General features: G+C 44.6%; 21 protein-coding genes. 12 read left to right on the forward strand and 9 right to left on the reverse strand.

All coding sequences use genetic code 11. The features are described from left to right. Positions 1–352 precede the first annotated feature (352 nt). Positions 353–2,797, reverse strand: a complete 2,445-nt coding sequence (locus LZG74_RS26040) for a ribonucleoside-diphosphate reductase subunit alpha (RefSeq protein ID WP_233799384.1) — start codon at positions 2,795–2,797, stop codon at positions 353–355. A 449-nt stretch (positions 2,798–3,246) separates the two neighbouring features. Here LZG74_RS26040 and LZG74_RS26045 point away from each other — a divergent pair, with 449 nt between their 5' ends. The 7 genes from LZG74_RS26045 (at position 3,247) to hemC (ending at position 9,367) form a co-directional block, all read left to right on the forward strand. Beyond that, positions 3,247–4,158 carry a sugar phosphate isomerase/epimerase gene (locus tag LZG74_RS26045; RefSeq protein WP_233799385.1) on the forward strand — a complete coding sequence of 304 codons (912 nt, stop codon included), beginning with the start codon at positions 3,247–3,249 and terminating at the stop codon, positions 4,156–4,158. 130 nt (positions 4,159–4,288) lie between these two features. After that, the gene (locus LZG74_RS26050; protein WP_026632808.1) at positions 4,289–4,543 is read left to right on the forward strand and encodes a type B 50S ribosomal protein L31; all 255 of its coding nucleotides are present in this window, start codon (positions 4,289–4,291) and stop codon (positions 4,541–4,543) included. Positions 4,544–4,665: 122 nt separating this feature from the next. Next, on the forward strand, positions 4,666–5,862 hold the full coding sequence (locus tag LZG74_RS26055; RefSeq protein WP_233799386.1) for a putative sugar nucleotidyl transferase: 1,197 nt from the start codon (positions 4,666–4,668) through the stop codon (positions 5,860–5,862). Between the two features lie 35 nt (positions 5,863–5,897). Then, positions 5,898–7,016: a DNA polymerase III subunit delta gene (locus LZG74_RS26060; RefSeq protein ID WP_233799387.1), complete on the forward strand. Its 1,119-nt coding sequence runs from the start codon at positions 5,898–5,900 to the stop codon at positions 7,014–7,016. Then, a complete protein-coding gene (locus LZG74_RS26065; RefSeq protein ID WP_233799388.1) occupies positions 7,013–7,483 on the forward strand; it encodes a RimK/LysX family protein in 471 nt (156 codons plus the stop codon). Before LZG74_RS26060 ends, LZG74_RS26065 begins: the two co-directional genes overlap by 4 nt. A gap of 28 nt (positions 7,484–7,511) precedes the next feature. Next, positions 7,512–8,414, forward strand: a complete 903-nt coding sequence (gene rimK, locus LZG74_RS26070) for a 30S ribosomal protein S6--L-glutamate ligase (protein WP_233799389.1) — start codon at positions 7,512–7,514, stop codon at positions 8,412–8,414. Between the two features lie 20 nt (positions 8,415–8,434). Further along, entirely contained in the window at positions 8,435–9,367 is a 933-nt protein-coding gene (hemC, locus tag LZG74_RS26075) for a hydroxymethylbilane synthase (protein WP_233799390.1), read from the forward strand. Between the two features lie 74 nt (positions 9,368–9,441). Here the strand turns inward: hemC and LZG74_RS26080 are convergent, their stop codons facing one another. Then, positions 9,442–12,363: a TonB-dependent receptor domain-containing protein gene (locus LZG74_RS26080; protein WP_233799391.1), complete on the reverse strand. Its 2,922-nt coding sequence runs from the start codon at positions 12,361–12,363 to the stop codon at positions 9,442–9,444. Between the two features lie 307 nt (positions 12,364–12,670). On the opposite strand from LZG74_RS26080, the gene LZG74_RS26085 reads away from it, so the two are divergent. Next, positions 12,671–13,741: a sensor histidine kinase gene (locus LZG74_RS26085; protein WP_233799392.1), complete on the forward strand. Its 1,071-nt coding sequence runs from the start codon at positions 12,671–12,673 to the stop codon at positions 13,739–13,741. After that, complete coding sequence (locus tag LZG74_RS26090; protein WP_233799393.1) at positions 13,738–14,472, forward strand: LytTR family DNA-binding domain-containing protein; 735 nt, start codon at positions 13,738–13,740, stop codon at positions 14,470–14,472. Before LZG74_RS26085 ends, LZG74_RS26090 begins: the two co-directional genes overlap by 4 nt. A 9-nt stretch (positions 14,473–14,481) precedes the next feature. On the opposite strand, the gene uvrA is transcribed toward LZG74_RS26090, so the two are convergent. Beyond that, positions 14,482–17,334, reverse strand: coding sequence for an excinuclease ABC subunit UvrA (gene uvrA / locus LZG74_RS26095; RefSeq protein WP_233799394.1), 2,853 nt, complete (start codon positions 17,332–17,334; stop codon positions 14,482–14,484). A 228-nt stretch (positions 17,335–17,562) separates the two neighbouring features. On the opposite strand from uvrA, the gene LZG74_RS26100 reads away from it, so the two are divergent. Next, complete coding sequence (locus tag LZG74_RS26100; RefSeq protein WP_233799395.1) at positions 17,563–17,727, forward strand: hypothetical protein; 165 nt, start codon at positions 17,563–17,565, stop codon at positions 17,725–17,727. Here LZG74_RS26100 and LZG74_RS26105 read toward each other — a convergent pair. From LZG74_RS26105 to LZG74_RS26120, 4 genes are read right to left on the reverse strand one after another with little or no spacing between them, the layout of a single operon-like run. Then, positions 17,699–18,313, reverse strand: coding sequence for a YigZ family protein (locus tag LZG74_RS26105; RefSeq protein WP_233799396.1), 615 nt, complete (start codon positions 18,311–18,313; stop codon positions 17,699–17,701). The genes LZG74_RS26100 and LZG74_RS26105 overlap by 29 nt on opposite strands. Further along, complete coding sequence (locus LZG74_RS26110) at positions 18,303–19,490, reverse strand: MFS transporter (protein ID WP_233799397.1); 1,188 nt, start codon at positions 19,488–19,490, stop codon at positions 18,303–18,305. Before LZG74_RS26110 ends, LZG74_RS26105 begins: the two co-directional genes overlap by 11 nt. A 51-nt stretch (positions 19,491–19,541) precedes the next feature. Continuing rightward, positions 19,542–19,712, reverse strand: coding sequence for a hypothetical protein (locus LZG74_RS26115; RefSeq protein WP_233799398.1), 171 nt, complete (start codon positions 19,710–19,712; stop codon positions 19,542–19,544). A 4-nt stretch (positions 19,713–19,716) separates the two neighbouring features. Then, entirely contained in the window at positions 19,717–20,157 is a 441-nt protein-coding gene (locus tag LZG74_RS26120) for a DUF6934 family protein (protein WP_233799399.1), read from the reverse strand. A gap of 94 nt (positions 20,158–20,251) precedes the next feature. Here LZG74_RS26120 and corA point away from each other — a divergent pair, with 94 nt between their 5' ends. Next, on the forward strand, positions 20,252–21,196 hold the full coding sequence (gene corA / locus LZG74_RS26125; RefSeq protein ID WP_233799400.1) for a magnesium/cobalt transporter CorA: 945 nt from the start codon (positions 20,252–20,254) through the stop codon (positions 21,194–21,196). Here corA and LZG74_RS26130 read toward each other — a convergent pair. Next, a complete protein-coding gene (locus LZG74_RS26130; RefSeq protein WP_233799401.1) occupies positions 21,193–22,023 on the reverse strand; it encodes an FkbM family methyltransferase in 831 nt (276 codons plus the stop codon). The genes corA and LZG74_RS26130 overlap by 4 nt on opposite strands. Before the next feature lie 94 nt (positions 22,024–22,117). Then, positions 22,118–23,002 carry a glycosyltransferase family 2 protein gene (locus tag LZG74_RS26135; protein ID WP_233799402.1) on the reverse strand — a complete coding sequence of 295 codons (885 nt, stop codon included), beginning with the start codon at positions 23,000–23,002 and terminating at the stop codon, positions 22,118–22,120. A gap of 206 nt (positions 23,003–23,208) precedes the next feature. Here LZG74_RS26135 and LZG74_RS26140 point away from each other — a divergent pair, with 206 nt between their 5' ends. After that, entirely contained in the window at positions 23,209–24,204 is a 996-nt protein-coding gene (locus LZG74_RS26140) for a ribonucleoside-diphosphate reductase small subunit (protein WP_026632363.1), read from the forward strand. Positions 24,205–24,308: the final 104 nt, after the last annotated feature.

Consider the following 24,308-nt stretch of genomic DNA (forward strand, 5'->3'; position numbering starts at 1 on the left):
CTCTCTTCATCATGTCAAAGAACGTTGCTCTGAATCTTTCAGAACTAGTGGTTTCGCCGTCTGCGCTACCGTTGTTCCCGATTGGGAGTGCAAAAGTGCAGGCTTTATTTTTAATACGCAAGCACTAATCACAAATATTTATCAACTTTTTTTGCGAAACTTTCTAACCGTCTGATAATCAATTTTATTTAACGGAAAATATTTTAAACTTTTTTTCAACCATCATAATATACCGCTCATCTGCTCAGAATGCCTTTTTTAACAGTTTATAGAAATTCTTTCTTAAATACCACAAAACAAAACGGGCTCCTGCTATAAAAGCAAGAGCCCGTCCTTCTAAACATTTATCTAATTAAGATCCACAAGCCTCACAGCTTTCAGGATCATCCAATGAGCATTGCATATCCGCTTTGTTGTCCCTTGGAACAATGGGCCTAGCATGTTCTTCTGCATACTGCACGTAATTCAGCTCCTTCTCAGCAACCACAGCTGTTGCAGGCTCGATCTGCGGCTCTGCTTGCTTGCTTAATGTGAACTGAACCGGATCAGAAGCTGCGCGGGTCCTTAAATAGTACATGCCTGTTTTCAGTCCTTTCTTCCAGGCGTAGAAGTGCATGGAAGTCAGTTTGCCAAAATTCGCTTCTTCCATAAAGATATTAAGCGATTGCGACTGGCAGATGAATGCGCCGCGGTCGGCGGACATATCCAGCAAGCTGCGCTGCTTAATTTCCCATGCCGTTTTATAAAGGTCTTTAATGTTCTGAGGAATGTTTGGAATGGCCTGAACAGATCCGCTGGCACGAACAAGGTTGTTTTTCATTTCCTCATTCCAAAGACCAAGTCTTACAAGATCTTTGAGCAGATATTTATTCACTACAACAAATTCACCTGAAAGAACCCTTCTTACATATATATTAGAAGTGAATGGCTCGAAGCATTCATTATTACCCAAGATCTGGCTTGTAGAAGCTGTCGGCATCGGGGCAAGGAGCAGCGAATTGCGCACACCATGCTGGATAACGCCTTTTCTCAACTTCTCCCAATCCCAGCGATTGCTGTCGGGTGTTACATTCCACATGTCGAATTGGAAAATGCCTTGTGAAACCGGACTGCCTGCCCATGTTTCGTATGGTCCCAGCTTTTCAGCCAGCTCCATGGACGATTCCATCGCGCCGTAATAGATAGTTTCAAAAATGTCCTTATTCAACTGACGTGCTTCATCGGAATCAAATGGCATGCGCATCAGACAGAATGCATCTGCCAATCCCTGCACGCCAATCCCGATCGGGCGGTGTCTCTTGTTGCTTTTCTCAGCTTCCGGAACAGGATAGTAATTAAGATCGATGATCTTGTTCAGGTTGCGGGTGATGACTTTCGTAATCTCATACAATTTCTGGTGATCAAAATGCATGAAGCCGTCCGGGCCTTGCTCGATGAACTTCGGCAATGCGATCGAAGCGAGGTTACAAACCGCCACTTCGTCCGGCGCTGTATACTCAATAATCTCGGTGCAAAGGTTCGAAGACTTGATCGTTCCCAGGTTCTTCTGGTTCGACTTGCTGTTCGCATGGTCCTTATACAACATATAAGGAGTGCCTGTTTCAATCTGCGATTCCATAATGGCAAACCACAGATCCTGCGCTTTAATGGTTTTACGCGCTTTGCCTTCCATTTCATATCGCTCGTAAAGCTTTACGAAATCCTCGCTGTGCGTATCCGAAAGTCCTGGACATTCGTGCGGACAGAATAATGACCACGTATCATTGGCTTCCACACGCTTCATGAAAAGATCCGGAATCCACAATGCGTAGAAAAGATCACGCGCACGCTGCTCTTCTTTCCCGTGGTTTTTCTTCAAATCCAGGAAATCAAAAATATCCGAATGCCATGGTTCCATATATATAGCAAAAGAACCTTTGCGCTTTCCGCCTCCCTGATCCACATATCTTGCCGTATCATTAAAGACGCGGAGCATCGGCACAATCCCGTTCGACTGGCCATTGGTTCCTTTAATATATGTACCCGTTGCACGCACATCATGAATGCTCAAACCGATCCCGCCGGCCGATTGCGAAATCAATGCGCAATTTTTCAGCGTATCATAAATCCCATTGATACTATCCTCTTTCATCGTCAACAGAAAGCAAGACGACATTTGGGGTTTCGGCGTTCCGGCATTAAACAATGTTGGCGTTGCATGCGTAAACCATTTTTCAGAAAGTAAATGATACGTCTCAATCGCTGCCTGCACATCTTCCTGGTGAATCCCAACGGCAACACGCATCAGCATGTGTTGGGGTCTTTCAACGATTTTACCGTCAACCTTTAATAGATATGACTTTTCAAGCGTTTTGTAACCGAAATAATCATAGGCGTAATCGCGGTCATATATAATAGTAGAATCAAGAAGCGAAGCGTTCTGGCGAATGACATCATAAACATCTTTCGCAATCAACGACGCATTTTCGCCGGTTTTGCCATCAACATAGGTATAAAGTCGTTTCATTGTTGCGGAGAACGACTTCAATGTATTTTTATGAAGATTTGAGATCGCTACGCGGGCTGCTAAAATCGCATAATCCGGGTGCTTGGTGGTCATGGACGCCGCAGTTTCCGCAGCCAGGTTATCCAGTTCCGCCGTAGTCACTCCGTCGTAAATCCCGGAGACCACTTTTTTAGCGACTTCTATGGGCTGAATATAGTTTGTATCAAGCCCGTAGCTCAATTTTTCAATTCGCGCGGTTACCTTATCGAATTTAACCGATTCACGGCGCCCGTCGCGTTTTATTACATACATTGACATGTTAATGAATTGTTTTTTAGGAAGTTAGTGATGTATCTTAAAGTTGAAATCGTTCTTCGGAGGAGCTTAACAGTCCTTGAAATAACATTAAATTAATCGCATTCGCAACCAGTAATAAGGGGTGCATTTTGGGTTTATAGGGATAATCCAAATCATAGATTTTGTAATATTCTAAATGCTAGCGGTTTACGGTTTATCAACATTAAAATGCAACCGAAAAAAAGTTTACGAAAATTTAATGATAAAAATTTGTAAACTTTTTAAAAGGCAACATTTGCATATTAAAACAAGTTAATCCAACAAAAACTTAAATATCAGCTTGTTACAGCAATTAAATTATTTGTAAATATTCTAAACAAGCAAACATTTAAAACTGCGAACCTGGCGATTAAATATAAACGACTATTTAAAATGATTTTTATACTGATCAAAACTAGTACATTATGACTAAGCTCATCAATTCTCCATCCCGGCGGAATTTCCTTAAAACATCCACCGGGATCATTACGGGCCTGGCGGCAGGACTTGCTGTTCCAGAAATCGTGCTTGCTAAAAATACCGGGCCCGGTTACGCCCTTCAACTTGGTGTTTTTGCAGCATATGATAAGGCTGACTATTTAAGAGAATCAGGATGTACATATATAGAGGAGTCGGTCGGGAATTTTCTCATCCCTAAAGATGGGGATGCGCAGTATGCTAAAAACCTCAAACAGCTGCACGAAGAGAAGTTTCCAATTAAATCGTATGTGATCTTGCTTCCGGGAAGTCTGAAAACATTGGGGCCGGACGCAAATCATCAGGCCATATTGGAGAGGACAGACCTGGTTTTGAAACGTGCAAAAGAATGCGGTTCTCAATATGTGGTTTTCGGGAGCGGTGCTTCGCGCATTATCCCCGAAGGATTTGATAGAGAGAAGGCAAAGGCCCAGCACATTGAATTAACCAAAAAAATGGCACCGTTGGCAGAAAAATATGGGGTTACCATTGCTGTGGAGCCCTTGAACCGTGGGGAAACCAATTTCATTAACAGCCTGGCAGAAGGCGTCGAGATCATTGATGCAGTTAAGAGCCCGAGAGTGAAGTTGTTATGCGACATTTTTCACATGCTGAAAGAAGATGAATCGCCAGACGAAATAGTGAAGTTCGGCAAACACATTGTCCATTGCCATATTGCCGAAAAGGAAAACCGGACGCCTCCCGGGGTTAAGGGCGACGATTTCAGACCTTATCTGAGTTCACTGAAAAAGATCGGCTACAAAGGCGGATTATCAATTGAATGCTTCGTTTACACGGATTTCGATAAGGAAGCTAGACGGGGCGTAGAGGTGCTTAAACAGCAATTGAGTGAAGTTTAATCACTTACCGTTGCGTATAGTTAAGTTTTCTCAAAAAGATAGGCGTTGATTTCTTGGTTTCCTAAATTAGAATTTTTACTTTTGCAATCCTTTTTGAGAATTGTATCGAAACACATAATACCATATACCAATGAAAAAAGATATTCATCCCAATTATAGAGACGTAGTTTTCTGGGATCTATCAAGCGATTTTAAGTTCATTACGCGCTCTACAATAGAAACTACCGAAAATATTACTTGGGAAGATGGTAAATCTTATCCGGTTTATAAAGTTGAGGTTTCTTCTCAGTCGCACCCTTTCTACACAGGTAAAAATGTACTTGTTGATACTGCGGGCCGCGTAGACAAATTCAGAAAACGTTACGGCGCACAGAAAGAAGCTTAATCAGCGCTTTCTTTACCGAAATTAAAAGAAGCAGTCTCTTGTAAAATGTACAAGAGACTGCTTCTTTTTTTGCCCTAACCAAAAAAATGGGCGAACTTTGGCCCCACATACTAGCACAAAATATGCCTACAATCATTCTGTTTGACGACCCCGCAATCCGCGCTCAACTTTTACCATTTACATATACCCGTCCCGTTTCAGCAATTCGCTGCGGCATTAACAAGATTTCAGAAAAATGGAGCTTATGGCTGGATTCAGCCGTTTCCTATCAAACTGCAGATTACCTGTCATTGGCATTTCCAGCTACGAGTTCGGCTGATAATATGTATATCAATGGTAGCCTGTGCCCGGATACTGGGCTGGTTGACGCAATCAATAAGCTTCCTTTGGAATCAGCATTAATTGCGGGCGACGACGTTCTTGCCATCAGAAGTGCCGAGGCCTGGAATCCGGATATAAATATTACAAATTATGAATCTCATCATTATGCTGGCTCATATACACTGATCCGAAACGTTTGGGACATATTTGCTTTTAATGGTGAGCAGATCGAAACGGATTTTAAAAAGATAACGGAGAACAGAACTTCCGAACCGTTGACTGATCCTTTTACTCATTGCTACAAACCTGAAAACATCTTCATCGAGAAGGGCGCTGTCGTTAAAGCTTCTATTTTAAATGCCGAGAATGGGTCTATTTATATAGGTAAGAATGCGCTGATTCAGGAAGGCTCAATGGTCCAGGGACCGTTTTCAATTGGAGAAAGCAGCGTGCTGGCGCAGGGAACGAAAATTCGTCCGAATACAACCGTGGGGCCATTCAGCAAGCTCGGCGGCGAGGTAAGTAACTGTGTTATATTTGGTTATAGTAACAAAGGGCATGACGGATATTTGGGAAATTCGGTGTTGGGCGAATGGTGTAACCTGGGTGCCAACACCAATAATTCAAATTTGAAAAATGACCATAGCAATGTGAAACTACATAGCTATGTCACCAATGATCTGGCTGATACAGGTTTAAGGTTTTGTGGGTTAATGATGGGTGATTATTCCAAAGCGGGAATTTCGACAATGTTCAACACGGGCTCCGTTGTTGGCGTAAGTGTGAATGTGTTTGGGGCTGGCTTTCAGGCTAAACACACGCCTTCCTTTTCGTGGGGCGGTAACGCAGAAGGATTCTCGGAATATCGTTTTCAAAAAGCCCTTCACGTTGCGCAGGACACGGTTAGCCGTCGAAATGTTACATTTGGCGAAACAGATGAGGAGATTTTAAAATCTGTTTTTGAGCAGACGCGCGAACAGCGCAACTTTGAATGTTAAGACCAATTTTACATTAGTTTAAAAAATCATCCACCGTGCTTTTCAGAGAAATACCGGGACTTGAACATATCAAAGCAACGTTAAGGCGCTCGGTGAAGAATAGCCATCTGGCTCACGCACAGCTGTTTGATTCTCCTGCTGGCGGCGGTGGCCTCGCCCTTGCCTTAGCATTTGCAACATACATTAATTGTGAAAACAAAAGTGATGAGGACGCTTGCGGCGTTTGTGCTTCGTGCGCGAAAATGGCCAAGCTGATCCATCCCGATTTTCACTTCATATTTCCCATCGCCACTTCAAAAAAGATCGACGGGAAAACCAGCGAGGCGTTTCTAGGCCTGTGGCGCTCATTTTTGCTGGAAAATCCTTATCGCATCCTTCCTGAATGGCTCGATCACATTAGTGCAGAAAACAAGCAGGGCAATATTTCCGTGGAAGAAGCGCGTGGGATTTTGCGAAAACTGTCGGTGAAGGCTTATGAAGGCGAATACAAAATTCTGCTAATCTGGAAACCAGACATTATGAATGCGGCTTCATCCAATGCAATCTTAAAAATACTCGAAGAACCGCCTGAAAAAACGTTGTTTTTGTTGGTTAGCGATCAGTCCGACAAGCTGTTAACCACCATTATTTCCCGCACGCAACGCATTAACATTCCAGCATTTTCAGATGAAGAGGTGCGTTATTTCCTGAAACTGCAACAGGTTAGCGATATAGCTGCCAATCAAATCGCTTACTTGTGTGACGGAAATTTGTCCGAAGCGTTAAAATTGGTTCAGGATGCGGAGGATGATCGTTCCGGCTGGTTTGCGGCGTGGATGCGCTCCTGCTATAAATACGATATTTCGCATTTGGTGAAGTTGGCTGACAATTTTGATGTGATGAATAAAGAAAAGCAAAAAGGCCTTTTAGAATACGCATTGAGGCTTTTTCGCGATATGCTGGTTTGGAGCCACGGCGCAGGCGAGCTTCTGCGTGTGCCCGAAGAAGAGCTTACATTTGTACAAAACTTTTCAAAAACGGTTAACTTTGATTCGCTCGAAAAAATGATCGGAGAGGTGAATCTTGCTTACTATCATATGGAACGGAATGTGCGCGCAAAAATGGTTTTTCTGGATCTTTCACTGACCGTCGCCCATTTTTTCCAACGCCGATGAAGCCAACGCTAGACATTATCGGCGCAACCGACATTGTGGATCTGCCCGATCTGGGCTGGTTTGATGTGCCCGTCCGCATTGATTCGGGTGCGACCACATCCTCCATTCATTGCTCGCGCGTAAGGCTGATCAAAGATGGCGAACAGCCGCAATTGTGTTTTTATCTGGATGCAAAAAAAGGCGCACCACAGCAATCCTACACGGTTTCGGATTTTAAAGAAACCATTGTGCGAAATTCGTCCGGAAAAGAAGAAAAACGTTATGTGATCAAAACGAAGATCACCATCTTTGGCAAAAAAATCCGGACAGAGTTTTCACTTGCCAACCGGCGTAAAATGAGATATCCCATCCTGTTAGGGCGCAAATTGCTGAATAAGCGGTTTCTGGTGGATGTCTCGCAAAAAGATTTATCCGCTGCAAAGCGTTCAAAGGCATCTCATCGTTCTCACGCCAGACATCAATCCTGAATTTACCCCATTTTATTTAGTTATTTATATGAAAATCGCCGTATTATCCACCAATCCCGACCTTTATTCAACGAGGCGTCTGGTGGAGGCAATTAAACAAAGTGGTCATCAGGCAGTGGTTATCGACCATGTGAAGTGCTTCGTCATGATTGAAGGAGGAAAACCGACCATCATTTACAAAGGAAAACCCATCACCGAAATCGACGCGGTCATTCCCCGGATCGGCACGTCTGTGAATGCATTTGGCTGCGCCGTGGTGCGGCAATTAGAGTTAATGAAGGTTTTCACTACCGTCAAATCACAGGCTATTCTGCGTTCCCGGGATAAGTTGCGCAGCATGCAAGTGCTTGCAAAATCTGGCGTAGACATCCCAAAGACGGTTTTCGCTAAAAATCCTGCGCAGGTCAACGAGCTGATCCACATGGTAGGCGGGCCGCCGGTGATCATTAAGCTGCTCGAAGGAACACAGGGTGTCGGCGTCGTTTTAGCAGAGACCATTAAGGCTGCAAAATCAACTATTGAAGCATTTTACGGCTTAAAAGCCAATTTTCTCATTCAGGAATACATTGCAGAGTCCAAAGGTGCCGATATCCGTGCTTTTGTAATCGGCAACAAAGTCATAGCCGCCATGAAACGCCAGGGCCACGAAAGCGATTTCCGCTCGAACCTGCACCGCGGCGGCGAAGGACATTTGATCGAACTAACAGAAGAAGAAGAACAAACGGCTATTGCAGCCGCCAAAGCACTAGGCGTCCGGATCGCCGGTGTCGATCTGCTGCAATCTGAGAGAGGTCCGCTGGTCATGGAAGTAAACTCTTCCCCCGGCCTCCGCGGAATTGAAGAAGTAAGCGGGATTGATATCGCCGCTTTAATTGTTGCCTATATTGAGGATAAGATTGTGATGGATGAAGGGGATACGGTTGGGGTTTGAATTAAGAAAAATTAGTAATCATGCATATAAAAATAGGAACGCGGGGAAGTAAGTTGGCGCTTTGGCAGGCGTATTATGTGGAGGGGCTTTTGAATGAAGGCGGCATTGATACGGAAATTGTCATTATTGAGACCAAAGGCGATAAAATCCTGACCCGTTCATTATCGAAAATAGCCAGTAAAGGCGTTTTTACGCAGGAATTGGAAGATCAATTGCTGGACGGCAGCATAGACATTGCCGTACACAGCGCCAAAGATCTGCAATCGCAACTGGATGATGCTTTCGAACTTATTGCCTTTACTGAACGCGAAAAGGCCAATGATGTTTTGGTAAGTCACAACACCGAACTTTCGCTCAAGAGCGGCGAAGCCTTCGTCATAGGAACCTCTTCCACGCGGCGGGTGGCTGTTTTAAGGCATTTCTATCCGCATATCCAAACCGTGGACATGCGCGGTAACCTACAAACACGCCTCAGAAAACTGAATGAAGGCCATTGTGACGCATTGCTCCTCGCCTATGCCGGCGTCCACAGAATGGAATACGATGATAAAATCGCAGAGCATTTGCTTTTAGACGAATTCACACCAGCAGTTGGCCAAGGCAGCGTCGCTATTGAATGTGCTGCGAATTTGGCGGAGGAAAAGAAAGCCATTATTAAAAAACTGATCAATCATCCCCAAACGGAAACCTGCCTCTTAACAGAAAGAGCATTCCTGAAACGCCTACAAGGCGGATGCAGCATCCCGGTTTTCGGCATGGCAACATTGCAAGAGGATCAGATCAACATTACGGGCGGTATAATTAGTTTGGACGGGCAAGAATTGATCCGGAGAACTGAAACTGGCTCAATATCATTTCCGGAAGAGTTGGGAACTGCATTAGCCGATGAATTGCTTGAAGCGGGAGCGGATCGGATTTTGAGAGAAATTAAAAGTCAGACGCCGACATTGTAAAATTGGATTGCGCATAAAAAAGGCGAAGCCCGAACAAATGTTCGGGCTTCGCCTTTTTCCATATTATCTAAAAATTATGGCTTCTTAGTTGTATCTGCTGGCACTGCTGGTTTTGCAGGGATAGCTGATGAATCTGCTGGAATCATTGGCCTAGCAGTTGAGTCAGCTGGCATAACCGGCTTCGCAGTTGAATCCGCTGGCATAACTGGCCTCAACATTGAATCTGCTGGCATTACAGCTGGGCTTGTCGCCGAGCCGGTTGGGGATGTCATAGGACGAGCCGTTGAATCCGGGCGAGTGCCTGGCTGCATGGGCATGCCTTGACCAGCTGGTCTGGCTGTGCTGTCGATACCTGCCGGGCGGCCTGCGCCTTCCGGACGGGAGGCATTTGGAGCAGATGGGCGCATGGTTGGCACTATTACTGCTGGCGCTCCTTGAACGGCACCGGCTCCTGAGCCTGCATCCATTCCACCACCTTCGCTTTTCTGGTCGTCATTGTTAACTGATTTTCTTCTGCGTGATTTCTGCTCGGTAAAGGTCATCTTACCTAAGCGATACGAGAAGTTTATCCGGAAACCTCTGTTGAACAGATAGTTTGTGTTATTCTGGGTGAATGATGGCGTTTCAAGCTGCGTCTTCATTTTGAATGATGGAGCCAGGAAGTTTTCCATTCCGAATCCAATGCTTCCGCGCTTGTTGGTAAAATCTTTCTTGATTCCCAAATCATACATTCTGAATCCTGCTTGCGTTCCTTGCAGCTGAACATCGCGTCCCCTCATGAAACCACCCGCTTGCAATCCCCAGCCATTTTTAATGTTCAGGCTGGTTCTGAAACGGCCACTCAATACGAAACCTGTGTTGGAAGCTGCCAATAAAGGATCTGGATTATTATTAGTAAGATCTGCGTAGTAAGCATCAAAACCTCCTCCTACCTGCCATCTTTTGAAGAATGTCATATTTCCGAAAACATTCACCCCATAATTTTTCTTCGAACCAATGTTACCATAAGTTGTCGTGATAACCCCCTGTTCGTTGGTCGTACGAATGCTTTCGATTGAACTGTTGGTAAAACGTGCAAATGTGGAGACGTTCACATAAAGCGAATTCTTGAAAAAGCTTGTTCCCAATTCCACCTGATCCGTCAATTCAGGACGGAGTTGCGGGTTACCCACAGTGATGTTCTGTGGGTTCGCCGCATTTTGATTAGGATTTAGGAATTGAATGCCTGGACGTTGAAGACGGCGGTTATAACCCAGCTTAACAGTTTGTCCTTTGCCAAATGTTTGGGACAAGTTCAGACTCGGCACCAGATTGCTGTAAGCCGGAATGCCCAGGTCACCCCGCTCACCCTGCGTCGCATCAATGCTGGTATACTCGTAACGCGAGCCCGCCTTCACGGTAAACTTGCTTTTTGTTGTATAAGTGTATGAAAAATATCCTGCTGCCACATTTTGGTCGTAATTCAGACTGCTCGCAGCTTGCGGCGTATCCACTGTATTGTAATAATCAAAATTACTTACCACCTGACGGAAGATGCCTTTTCCACCAAATTCAACCAGCTGATTGTCTTTCACCGGCGTCTGATAATCCACTTGAATGGTGCTTTCCTGATTATGGCTGGCGTTGTTGTTACCCTGACTTCCCAGCAACTCGCGCAATTGATTGTTATTCAATGAATAAATGTCAGCATCAAAATCATTCGTCCGGTTGTTACGGCTGAATTGCGTCGAAATGCTCAATTCCTGCTGTGGCTTGGCCAATGTTTTGATATAATCCACATTCACATCCCACGTGCCGGACAAGTCTTTTGTATTCACATCCCGGAAGCTATTGCGCGTTGTGCCGTCGCTTTGCGTGTTAAATGTTGACAAATCCTGCTGATTACGCATGTTACGCATCCCATAACGCACGCCGGCAGAAAGTGAAGTTTTGGAATCGATCTCATAATCCCATCCAAAGTTGTAAGAACCGAAAGCCATCTTATTATCCGACTCGCTCATCTGGCGGATAGAGAATTTGTCGATTTTACCAACTTGCAGGTTTTCAGATTTGCCCGGCATATTGTAGTTAAAACGGCCAAAACCTCCCAAACTGAAACCCATTTTACCAACTCTATAATTTCCTCTCAATCCCAGGTTAGAACCCCTGTTTCCAATTCCTGTATCCAAATTCAATGTTCCACCTTGAATCGTGCTTTTCTTGGTAACAATGTTAATGATCCCCGCAGAGCCTTCCGCATCATATTTAGCTGATGGCGAAGTGATTACTTCAACAGATTTGATCATATCGGCAGGAATCTGCTTCAATGCGTCCGCAACACTGGTTGCGATAATGGTCGAAGGTTTGTTATTGATCAAAACCCGAACATTAGAACTTCCTCTTAATGAGACATTTCCATCCAGATCGACGGTCAACATCGGCACTTTCTTCATCACATCCGAAGCGTCGCCACCTTTGCTGGTAATGTCCTTTTCGTTGTTATAAACAAGCCTGTCCACTTTCTCCTCAATCAATTGCGCCATGCCCACAACTTCAACCTCATTCAGCTGAACCACATCCGGCCCCAGGCTTACATTGCCCAGGTTAAGTTCTGTTTTGCGGTCAATCTTAATGTCATTGATGACTTTGGTTTTATAACCAATAAAAGAAATAAGGATTTTGAAGTTTCCAGAAGCCACTTTGGTAAGCTCGAAAGCGCCTTTTTCATCCGTTGTCGTTCCGTCGATCGGGTTGTTTGTTTTAATGTCAACCAAAGAAAGCGCTGCAAATTCGACTGGTTTTTTGCTCACCGAGTCAATCAGGATTCCTTTAATTTTACCATTTCCTTTTGGCGTGTCCTCGGCCGTTCCCGGGATCACTGTCTGGCGCTGCGGCCTGTCATTTCCACCTCCGCGGTTTCCGCCAAATCCACCGCCGCCTCCCGGAAATTGCGCCAAGGCTGCGAAGCTCAGCAACGTCATAAGTATAATAGGAGTAACTTTTCTTATCATGTCCATGGTTGTATTGCAATAATTGTTCGATTCAATTTCAAAGTAAATACCTTAATCTGACAATAAATCGGTCAATAGATGGAAAGGACACTTCCACCGATCAAACCGCGCTTTCAGCCGATAAGTCCGCCAATTCTATTCTTAGAATAATGCAGAATTGAGTATTTGTGACGCGAAGTTGCTTTATAGAGTGATGGTGCTGATCAGTCGGTATTTGCAGGGCGTTAATCGATTGGGCTAGGCACTTTGATTTATTACACGTAAGATTGTAATTGCAAGCTACGTTTCCTGCAATAACCTAACAGACACAAAGATGGATGCAAATGCCGCCCGAAAATATCCTCCGTTTTTCCTGCATATACTGGGATGGAGTTTCCTGGCCCTATTCTTAATGTGGCAACCGCTGAGCTGGCAGATCCAATTTCCTATGACATTCTGGATCAAGCAGGCCGTTCAGTTTACGCTGTTGATTACGATTTTTTATCTCAATTACTATATATGGTTTCCCAAATTTCTGGCTAAAAACCGTTACGGCCGCTTTATTGTACTGAACCTGGTGTCGGTCGTAATGTTAGCTGTGATCATTGAGCAGGTAAAAATTTCAATCCACCACGGCGAGCAGATGGATCAGGCATTCAAAACGGCGCGGGAAACCAATGGCGATAAAAAGCGTCAGGATCGGCTCGACTATTTTGCATTGCTGACCGCCCTGCTGATAATCGGAATCAGCACCAGTGTGGCGGCTGTGAGGGAAACGCAGCGGGATAAACAATTTAGGGAAAACCTTGAAAAAGAGAAGATTAACTCCGAACTGTCTTTCCTGAAAGCACAGATCAATCCGCATTTCTTTTTCAACACATTAAACAACATATATGCCTTAACGGTCATCGACGTGGAGGCGGCGCGGGAAGCGTTGCATAAGCTGTCACGGATGATGCGGTATGTGCTTTACGAAACCCAGCACGGGACGGTGCTGCTGAGCCAGGAAATTGCTTTTGCGCAGGATTATATTCAATTAATGCAGCTGCGATTGACCGATAAAGTGACAGTCCACCTAGATCCGCCGAGCCCGATGCACGATGTTTCTATTGCTCCAATGCTGTTTTTGCCATTCATTGAAAATGCGTTTAAACACGGCGTTAGCGCTGTTCAGCCCAGCAGGATCGACATCCAGATCCGGCAGGACAAGCACAAGATTTTTGTAGAGGTCAGAAACACATTATTTACAGACAAAAGAGCCGTTTTGGACGAAAGCAACGGCATTGGGCTCGTTAATACGCAGCGTCGGCTCGACCTTTTGTATCCGGGTAAATATCAGCTGGAAGTGAATGAGAACAAAGAAGAAAAAGAATTTGAAGTTCATTTGGAATTAGAAACTGCATGAGCGTACTCCAATGCATAGCAGTCGATGACGAGCCATTAGCGCTCGGACTAGTTTGCTCTTTTATTGAAAAAACACCTTTCCTGGCACTTGCCGGGCGATATTCCAGTGCGGTTGAAGCATTACAAGCCATTCATTCCAAGCATATTGATGTCATTTTTTTGGACATTCAAATGCCTGATCTCACCGGCATCGAACTCGCGAGAGTCATTGATAAAGGGGATGGAAGGGCGCCGAGAATCATATTTACGACAGCATTCAACCAATACGCGCTCGACGGATTTCGCGTGGATGCGCTTGACTATCTCCTGAAACCCTTTAATTACGAAGAATTCCTGCGAGCAGCTTCCAAAGCGCAGGCTTACAGCGAGTTATTAAACAAAGCTTCTTCTGCAAGCCTACCTGATCCAAAGGATGCTTACTTGTTTTTAAAAGTTGAATATCAACTGGTTAGGATTGCTTACGAAGACATTCTTTATATGGAAGGTTTGAAGGATTATGTGAAGGTTCATTTAAAATCCGACTCAAAACCGATCCTTTCTTTAACCAGCTTGAAAGCATTGGAAGAAAAACTTCCTGTGTCCAAGTTTATGCGTGTACACCGCTCATTTATCGTAAATCTGGATAAAATCAGCGCTGTAACAAAAAATACCATCCAAATCGGCAGCATGACAATTCCCGTCAGCGACCAGCATAAGGATGGTTTTAATCAATTTTTGAGCAAATGGATGTAAAAGGAAGGCTTATTTAAGCTCTTCCTTTAAAAAATATCCGGTGTAACTTCCCTTCACTTTCGACACTTTTTCAGGCGTTCCTTCTGCAATGATGCGCCCGCCTTTTGCACCACCTTCTGGGCCAACGTCGATCACGTGATCTGCAACTTTTATTACGTCAAGATTATGCTCAATGATGAGCACTGTATTTCCCTTTTCAACCAGTTTGTTCAAAACATTCAGCAAATGTCTGATATCCTGGAAATGTAAACCCGTTGTTGGTTCATCGAGAATGTAAAGTGTTTTTCCAGTATCGCGTTTTGAAAGCTCTTCGGACATCTTAACGCGCTGTGCTTCTCCGCCGGACAATGTTGTTGCGTGCTGGCCTAACGTAATGTAACCCAAGCCAACATCATTCAATGTCTGGACTTTACGCAAAATTCTTGGCTGATTTTCAAAGAATTCCAACGCGGATTCCACAGTCATATCGAGAATGTCGGCAACGGATTTTCCTTTGAAGCGCACTTCCAATGTTTCCCTGTTGAAGCGTTTTCCTTTGCAGGTTTCGCAATTGATATGAACGTCCGGGAGGAAGTCCATTTCAATTTTTTTCATTCCGGCACCTTCGCAATCTTCACAGCGGCCACCTTTAACATTAAACGAAAAACGACCTGGCTTATAACCACGGATTTTCGCTTCGGGCAATTCGGCAAAAAGCGTCCGAATGTCTGTAAACAAGTTCGTGTAAGTCGCTGGGTTCGAGCGCGGTGTACGTCCGATCGGCGATTGATCCACTTCAATAACCTTGTCAATATTCTCCAATCCTTCCACTGATTTGTAAGGCAGCGGCTCTCTTCTTGATTTATAAAAGAACTGATTCAGTAACGGAAAAAGCGTTTCATGGATCAGCGACGACTTTCCGCTTCCACTCACACCCGTCACGCAAACCATCGTCCCCAGCGGAAACGACATGTTTACATTTTTCAAATTATGTCCCGTGCAGCCTTTGATAGAAATGGTCTTGCCACTTCCTTTCCGGCGTTTTTTAGGCACATCAATGGCAGTTCTTCCACTTAGATATTCAGCAGTTAACGAGCCATTTTGAAGAAAAACTTCTGGTGTTCCGGCTCCTACAACATTGCCGCCGTGACGCCCTGCACCTGGTCCAATGTCCAGAATGTAGTCAGAAGCCAGCATCATATCCTTATCATGTTCCACAACCAAAACAGTGTTTCCAAGGTCGCGCAAGCTTTTCAACGAATTGATAAGCCGCACATTATCACGCTGATGCAATCCAATGCTTGGCTCATCCATAATGTATAGCACGCCCGTAAGCTGCGTTCCAATCTGCGTTGCAAGCCTGATCCGCTGCGCTTCTCCACCCGAAAGTGTCCTTAATGCCCTGTTCAATGTCAGATAATCAAGTCCTACATCAAGCAGGAAACCAACTCTTTTTCTGATTTCTTTTAAAACTTCATGACCGATGACGCGCTGCTTTTCCTCCAATCTATCTTCCAAACCTACCAGCCATTCTGCCAACACCCGAATGTCGCTATCCGCAAGTTCTGCAATGTCTTTGCCATCCACCCGGAAATGCAAAGATTCCTTTCTCAGGCGTTTGCCATTACATTCCGGACAAGTTTGGACGGTCATGAAATCCTTTAACCAATCCTGGATTTTGTCATTTCCGCTTTCCTGCTGGCGTTTCAGGAAGTTGATAATGCCGTCAAATTTAGTGTCCCACTCTGTTCCCGGATATTTTTTGGAAGGAACGGGCACTGCATCTTCGCTTCCGTAAAGGACGAGCTTCATCGCTTCTTCCGGAAATTTGTCCAATGGTGTTGCTAATGTCACTTTAAACGGCTTCAACAAAACTTCCAACTGCTTGAAAATCCACGCTTCCCGATATTCACCCATCGGCGCAATTCCGCCTTTGGTAATGCTTAAAGATTTGTCCGGCATGATGGACTCTTCCGTGATCTCCTCAATCATTCCCAGTCCCTGACAAGTCGGACACCAGCCGTAAGGCGAGTTGAAAGAGAATGCATTAGGGGCAGGATCATCATAACTTATGCCCGATTCTGGGTCCATCAGGTTTTGAGAAAAATAGAAGGTTTCTCCTTTTTCATCCAAAACCATTAATGCGCCTTTTCCTTGCTTAATCGCCGTCGCCACAGACTGGCTCAACCGATAGCGCGATTGCGGATCTTCGGATTCTTTCTTAGGAACAACACGATCGATAACGATCTCAATGTCATGCACTTTATAGCGGTCGAGCTGCATTTTTGGCGTGATCTCCTGCACTTCGCCATCCACCCGCACTTTGTTATAACCAAGCCGCGCAATTTGAACAAAAAGCTCTCTATAATGTCCCTTCCGGCCTTTCACCGCAGGAGCAAGCAAGCTGATTTTTTTCCCTAAAAACTGTGTAAATAATTGATTAATGATCTGATCTTGCGATTGCTTGACCATTTTACGGCCCGTAACGTACGAGAACGCTTCGCCAGCGCGCGCATAAAGCAACCTCAGGAAGTCATAGATTTCAGTAACCGTCCCAACCGTCGAGCGGGGATTGCGGGAAGTGGTTTTTTGTTCAATGCTGATAACGGGCGACAAACCGCTGATCTTATCGACATCCGGCCGCTCCATTTCACCGATAAAACCACGCGCATAGGAAGAAAAACTCTCCATATAACGGCGCTGACCTTCTGCATAAATCGTATCAAAAGCTAAGGAAGATTTCCCGCTGCCGCTGATGCCGGTGACCACCACAAGCTTGTTCCGCGGGATATTGACGTCTATGTTCTTTAAATTATGCTCGCGTGCGCCTTCTACTTCAATTAAATCCTGGCCTTCGAGCTCAGTTGCATTCAAATGTTCCAAAATGATATTTCCGTTTGCGATAAAGTTCAGTAAAACTGGTTATTGGATAACCAAAAAAATCGGCTCAGAGTTGCAAACTTTCCTGACAACATTCCGGCTTGCATGCGCCGTACAAATCACCGACCGCTAAAATAGATACTAAGTAATGTTGCCTGCGTGTTCTTTATTATTTTAGCAAAAATTTGCTGCCAAAGGTGCGTCAAATTCTTACTGTCAAATTTGAAGATCATGAAAATCAACAACGAAAGCGAATACGAAAAAGCCTCTGAACGGGCGGATGAAATTTTTGGTGCGAAAAAAGGCTCGCCGGAAGAACAGGAGTTGAAAGAGCTGCTGAAAGCGATCAAAGATTATGAAGATGATTTTATCCGGATGTTAAAAGAGAATGACTAAGCCCCTCGATCTGCTCGCAACGGGCGATAAACCTTTCCGTGCTCGCTACACGAACTTCTGCGATTAACCGACATTCCATTTCAAAAACTTGCTCTCGCACAGGCAGTTCCATTTCCTTCACAATCCGCATGACATCATTCATTTGCGGATAGGAAAATTTAAGGTGATATAAATTATAAAAGTGCCTTGTAACAATCTCAGACTGGTTTAAAGCATCCTCGGTTGCCAGTTTATACGCATTAATCAGTCCCGGAACACCCAGCAATGTGCCTCCAAAATAGCGCACAACCACGACCAGAATGTTCGTCACATTTTTCGAATACAATGTGTTCAAAATAGGTCTGCCCGCAGTTCCAGAGGGTTCGCCATCATCGCTCATCCGGTAACTCATCCGATCTGCTCCGAGCCGGTAAGCATAGCAATGATGCACAGCTTTGGGATGCAGCTCCCGCAATGTTGCCAGATGTGTTTTCGCATCCGTTTCACCTTCTATTGGAAAGCTGTAAGCCAGAAACTTGCTGCCTTTGTCTTTGAAAAAACCTTCCACTGGACCAGTGACGGTTTGGTAACTATCGTCAAATAACACGGGCGCGGCGTTTTTTAAATTGGTAAATCAAAACTGTGTAAATCAATGCAGCCAATGCAAAACCAGCCATGACGAAGAAAACCAACGGCAAATTCCCCCGATCATTTGCGAAAAGCTCAGCGGACAGAAATGCCCCTAACCCAATGCCCGCTTCTAAAGAAATGAACATGGTTGCAATGGACCGCCCGCGGTTATCATCCTGGCTCAAATCCACCGTCCACGCCGAAAGCACCGGCGACAAAATCCCCATTGACATGCCAAAAAACGCCGCACCGGCAAAAAACATTGGGACGGAATTAGCATAACCAGTTAAAATCATCGCAATAATGAGCACAATGCAACCAGCAATGGTCACAGGAATTCGGCCATGTCTGTCTGATATTTTTCCAGCAAAAAGCCTGATCAGAATCGAGAAGATTGTAAAAAACATGAAGTAAAAACCGCGGTTGTGCAAGCCCAGATAACCACTAAAATCCGGCGTAACCGTCGCAACAGCGCCGTAACCGAAATAGCAAAGGAATGTCACAAGCGCCGGACTAAAAACAGCTGGCTCAAAAATATCGCGTCTGGTAATTTGAAATGCATTCCACGAAAGTCGCTCTTTTTTAACAAGCGTTTCCTTCATATTCAACAGAATTGCAATGGACAAAAACGCAAACAATGATGACGTGTAAAACAACGCATTCAGTGAAAAAGCCTCACTAATCATGCTTCCCACCGCCGGCCCGAACGCAGAACCCACGCCCATACACATGCCATGCGCACCCATCGCCTCCCCGCGCCTGTCGGCAGGAACAATGTCAGCAACATATGCGGATGTTCCAGTTGGTTTGAAGCCGGTTGAAAAGCCGTGAACCAGCCTGAGAAGCAGGAATGGCATTACTGTTGTAAATATTGGATACAAAAATCCGCAGACAAAGCAGACAATCGAGCCGAATGCCATGACAGGAACGCGGCCTATGCGGTCGGTTAAGCGACCACTGAATGGACGGGAAAGTCCCGCTGTTAATGTGAATAAACCAATGATAGCGCCCTTATATTCGGCACCGCCCATCTCCGAAAGATATCCCGGAAGCTCGGGAATGAGCATGTTGAAGCTGGAAGAAAAAAGAAACGAACTGAGGCCAAGTAACCAGAATTGCGTTGTGAAGATACTTGGAGAACTTGTACTTTGCATTACACAAAAGTACGGATTTGATCTAAAAAATGAGGAACGTTCGGTAACTACTTAAAATTTGCCCTTGATCCCGAGGATGCTCAGGTCTACGCCGGCAAGGGTCTTTCTAGCCTGCTCCATCTTCCGTTTGATGAAAGGTGAATCGTTGTGCATTCCACTCTTCAAATTTGGATCGATTGTCGCCTTAGGGCCATCAATTAAGCGGTTCTTCTTTGTTTCCATAATACTAGGCATCTTTTTGTTTTACTATAAACGCATCAAACTTAAAATCTGTTTCATAGGGCATTATCTCACCATCAAATATACCGTAAACAATTAACCTGGTCTCCCAATTCGGCTTTTCCTTTCTTAAAATGATTTGATACATCCTCGTTCGCGATGGAGTGCTTCCCTGAAAGTATACAGCTTTATTTTTATGGGTGTCAAGGAACTCAAGCAGAATTCGAATAACCGTAGCTAAAACCATATTTGTATCTTTATTGTCAGTCACCGCACGATCATCAATCTCATTGTTCTCAGTCAAATCGCCAAACGCGAAATTGCATACATCGTCGGAAATCAATAAAAATTCAGCTTTTTTACGAACGATACGCTTTTGAGATATACTGCTAAAAGTGAAAGACCGATAATCCTCCGAAGCCAGGTAGGGGTAATAATTATGTTTCAATAGTATGTGATTAAATCAGACTGCAAGTTAAGTTAAATCAGCAATTTCGAAAATCGGTTTTTGGTGGTTCCTGGTTTTTTCCCAACTTTAAAAAATGGTACGCATATTTTATAAAGAAGGTCGGTTGATCAAGCGCGAGAATGATATTCGCGAGCTTGGGAAAGTTAAAAATCTGGTTTGGGTGGATTTGCAGTCGCCGAGTGCGGAGGAAGAGGAATGGGTCGAGAATAAATGCAACATCAGCTTCCAGACGCCGCAGGAAATCGTTGAAATTGAGAGCAGTTCACGGTTTTTTGAACAAAATGACACGATTAATGCCAACTCCAATTTCCTGAGAATCGACCGGGACGGATACGAAATGTATCCCGTTTCCTTTATTTTATATCAAAATGTGCTCTTCACTTATCGTCGCGGCGATTCTAAAACATTTGCGGATACGGTCAAGAAAATGAAAGTGAGCACGGAAAGCATTCAGAGTGGTGTGGATTTCATGTTGCTGCTGTTGGAAACGCGCATTGAAGCCGATGCAGATTCGCTGGAAGGCATTTCGCGTGACATTTCGGCTATTAGTAAGGACCTTACACACGAACAAAAAGCCCGTCAGGAAGTTCTGATCCGCATTAGTGGTTTGCAGGAAATTACCATGATGCTGCGCGAAACGAGTATTGACAAACAACGCGTGCTCTCCGGGATTTTAAGAAGTCAGTATTTTCCAGAAGACAGGAAAGAGCATTTGCGGATCATTCTGAAAGACGTCAGTTCGCTGCTGGAATACACCACATTCAACTTCGAACGCCTTGAATATCTGCAAAATACATTCATGGGTTTGATCAACATTGAGCAAAGCCAGGTAATCAAGATTTTCACCGTGGTAACGATCATTTTCATGCCGCCAACGCTTATCGCAGGGATTTTTGGCATGAATTATAACCATATTCCCACCACCGCAGAGCCCTGGGGTTTTGGGCTTTCGCTATTCCTGATGGTGTTCTCCTCGCTGATTGTGCTTTGGTTTTTCCGCCGAAAACGCTGGATTTAAGCTTCGTTCGGAACCGCGTAAAAGTTGAAGGTTTTCCACTTATTCATATCGCGTGGGCCTTCAATTTTGATAATTTTCGCGTTCTCGTCGAAGTCGGAGAAATAATGTAATGTGTAGCCAAATTCAGAAACGATGTGGTAAAGTTCGGCGCGCTCTTCGGTGGTTGCTTTTGGAAAACATTCAGCTACAAGCACAGGTTTAAATTGCCGGATAAGCTCACTGATCGAGCGAATCACCTCCATATCAGCGCCTTCCACATCCACTTTAATGAAGGAAAGCTTATTTAATAAAGAAGCATAATTGGATTTCAGAAACTTTTCAAGGTTAATGCCCTTGATTTTTTCAGGAAGCTGAAACGCACCCTGGTCTTCCACAATTTCATTGGAAATGCCGCCATTGCCGAATGATGCCTCCGATGAACTGTAAAAAAACTCGCCGTCCTCTTTCGTTATGGCGTAAGGCAGCGGGATAATGTTTGTTTTATCAACATTAAGCGCTACATTTTTTTCTAAAATCTTAAAAACGTGCGGGTTAGGATCAAAGCCGATCGTTGTGCCGGTTTTCCCGGTAGCGAGTGCCATAGGGACAGTCGTGTCGCCGATGTTGGTGCCAATGTCAATGCAAAGGCTTCCTTTTGGAATGAATTTCTTGAAAAAATTGACTTCTTCCTGCGTTATCACCTTTGGGTTTACCAAGGGGTTTTTCCAGTTTGCAAATGATATTTCACCTTCCTCGGCCAACACAAATGTGTCTGTTTTGTGAGGATATTCCTGAAATTGGCGGCGTGCTTTTTTCCTGGCCAGTGAATTTTTAAAATACTCAAACATGTAACGTAGGAATTTCGTGAGTTTCTGAAATTACAATATTAAGTATTAAAACGCGAAATTATGTTATCCATTTATAGTCATTTAAACGCTGTATTCACAATAACCTGTAATTTCTGAACTCAAACAGCCGCTTGCCCGTCCGCTTTTCATACCAGTAAAGCATTGCATCTTTGAACTTGAACCGCTTCTTCGAAGCGTCGAGTTCTACCTTCCAGTTTTGGCGGCTAATGCGTTCTTGCATCACAGCCGGGTGCGTTTCTTCAAAACGTTTTAAAGAATCAAATTCTTCATAATTGAAAACATCGTCCGATTCCAGAATCTTCTCCCAAGCCTCACCCTCATTCCAAAAACGGCTTACATTTTTCATCTTGGTTTTCATCTGTGCCGGACTTTTCACCCAGCCATAATGATAAACCGCCGCGCCCGAATGCTTCACATTCAATTTCTGATTGCCTCTCCGAAAACCCTGCGCATCACGATAAGCCGAAATAGGCTGACCTTTCGGATTCTTCTCATTCCTTATAATGCGGATTTCGCGGCGATACCATTTTCTGCTGTCGCCAATGTAATCGTAAGTGCCATAAAAATGCACATAATCAAAGAGCAACGCTTCAACCCGCTCATCATTCAAATGTTCCCGGCAAGCTTCGATAATGGTTTTGTGATATTTCTCATGCACCGCTTCGTCGCCCTGAATGTAAAATGCCCAGTCCGAATCGGGTGAAATTTGCTTCAAAGCCTTGTCTGTTTCCACTGCCAGCACTTTTCCGCCTGCCCGCAGCGACATGTCCCATTCCGATTCCACGATCCTGATTTTGTCTGACGGAATCGCCTTGATCAGCGCCAACGTATCGTCATCGCTTAACCCGACGCTCACCAGCATTTCGTCTACAACAGGCAATATGGACATGATCGCTTCTACAATCGGGTAATCGTTGATGATGGCATTCCTGATGATCGTAAAGCCGGAAATCTTCAATGTAAGCGGGATTTAAAGTGATGTGAGCGCGACAAAGTTAGCTTATTCGTCCTAAGAATATCCCCAAAATAAGAATTCAATTTGATCCGTTTCTCCTTGAATTTTCAAAGCAAAGCGTGTAGATTTGTTTCCTCCAGCCCTGCAAATCCGGCCAGGGCAATTCAAGAAATTATACATCAGGTCCTCGTAAAAATTTTTAAATACTTATGTCACAAGAACTTACCAGACAGGAACCCCTGTTAGTAGAAGATCCTTTGCGGTTTGTGCTATTTCCGATCAAACATTCCGATATCTGGGAAATGTACAAACGCCATGAAGCGTCTTTCTGGACGGCCGAAGAGATCGATCTTTCTCAGGATATGAAAGACTGGGAGAACCTGAACGACGGTGAAAGGCATTTTATCTCGCACGTGCTCGCATTTTTTGCGGCGTCGGACGGGATTGTGAACGAAAACCTGGCGGTCAACTTTCTGAGCGAAGTACAATATGCAGAAGCGAAGTGCTTTTACGGCTTCCAGATCGCGATGGAGAACATTCACTCAGAAACTTATTCGCTGCTTATCGACACATACATTAAAGATCCGTCTGAAAAAGACCATTTGCTAAGAGCGATCGATACAATTCCGTGCGTTCAGAAAAAGGCGGAATGGGCATTGAAATGGATCAATAGTCCTGTTTTCGCAGAAAGAATCATCGCATTCGCAGCCGTGGAAGGAATTTTCTTCTCAGGATCGTTCTGCTCTATTTTCTGGCTCAAAAAACGTGGCTTGATGCCTGGACTTTCATTCTCGAACGAGCTGATTTCCCGCGACGAAGGCTTACACTGTGAATTCGCATGTTTGCTTTATACAAGACACATTGTGAATCAGTTACCGCAAGAACGCGTGATTGAAATTATGATGGATGCAGTTACGATTGAAAAAGAATTCGTAAGCGAAGCATTGCCCGTGTCCCTGATCGGCATGAATGCAGACCTGATGAATCAATACATTGAATATATCGCGGATTTCTGGCTGGAAAGATTGGGCTGCGAAAAACAATTCGGTTCCGCTAACCCATTCGATTTCATGGAGTTGATCTCACTTCCGGGAAAAACAAACTTCTTCGAAAAACGCGTTGGAGAATATCAGAAAGCTGGCGTAATGAGCGGTGTAAAGGATAAAGATTCAGGACATAAGATCTCGTTTGATTCTGATTTTTAAGTAATATGTTAGCTTAAAGCAGCCCTGTCAGCCTGAGCGGAGGGGGGGGGGGGGGGGGGGGCAGGCGGGGCGGCGGGGCGCAACCCACCGGGGCGGTGGGGGGG

This window comes from Dyadobacter sp. CY327 (assembly GCF_021390415.1).
Taxonomy (GTDB): Bacteria; Bacteroidota; Bacteroidia; order Cytophagales; family Spirosomataceae; genus Dyadobacter; species Dyadobacter chenhuakuii.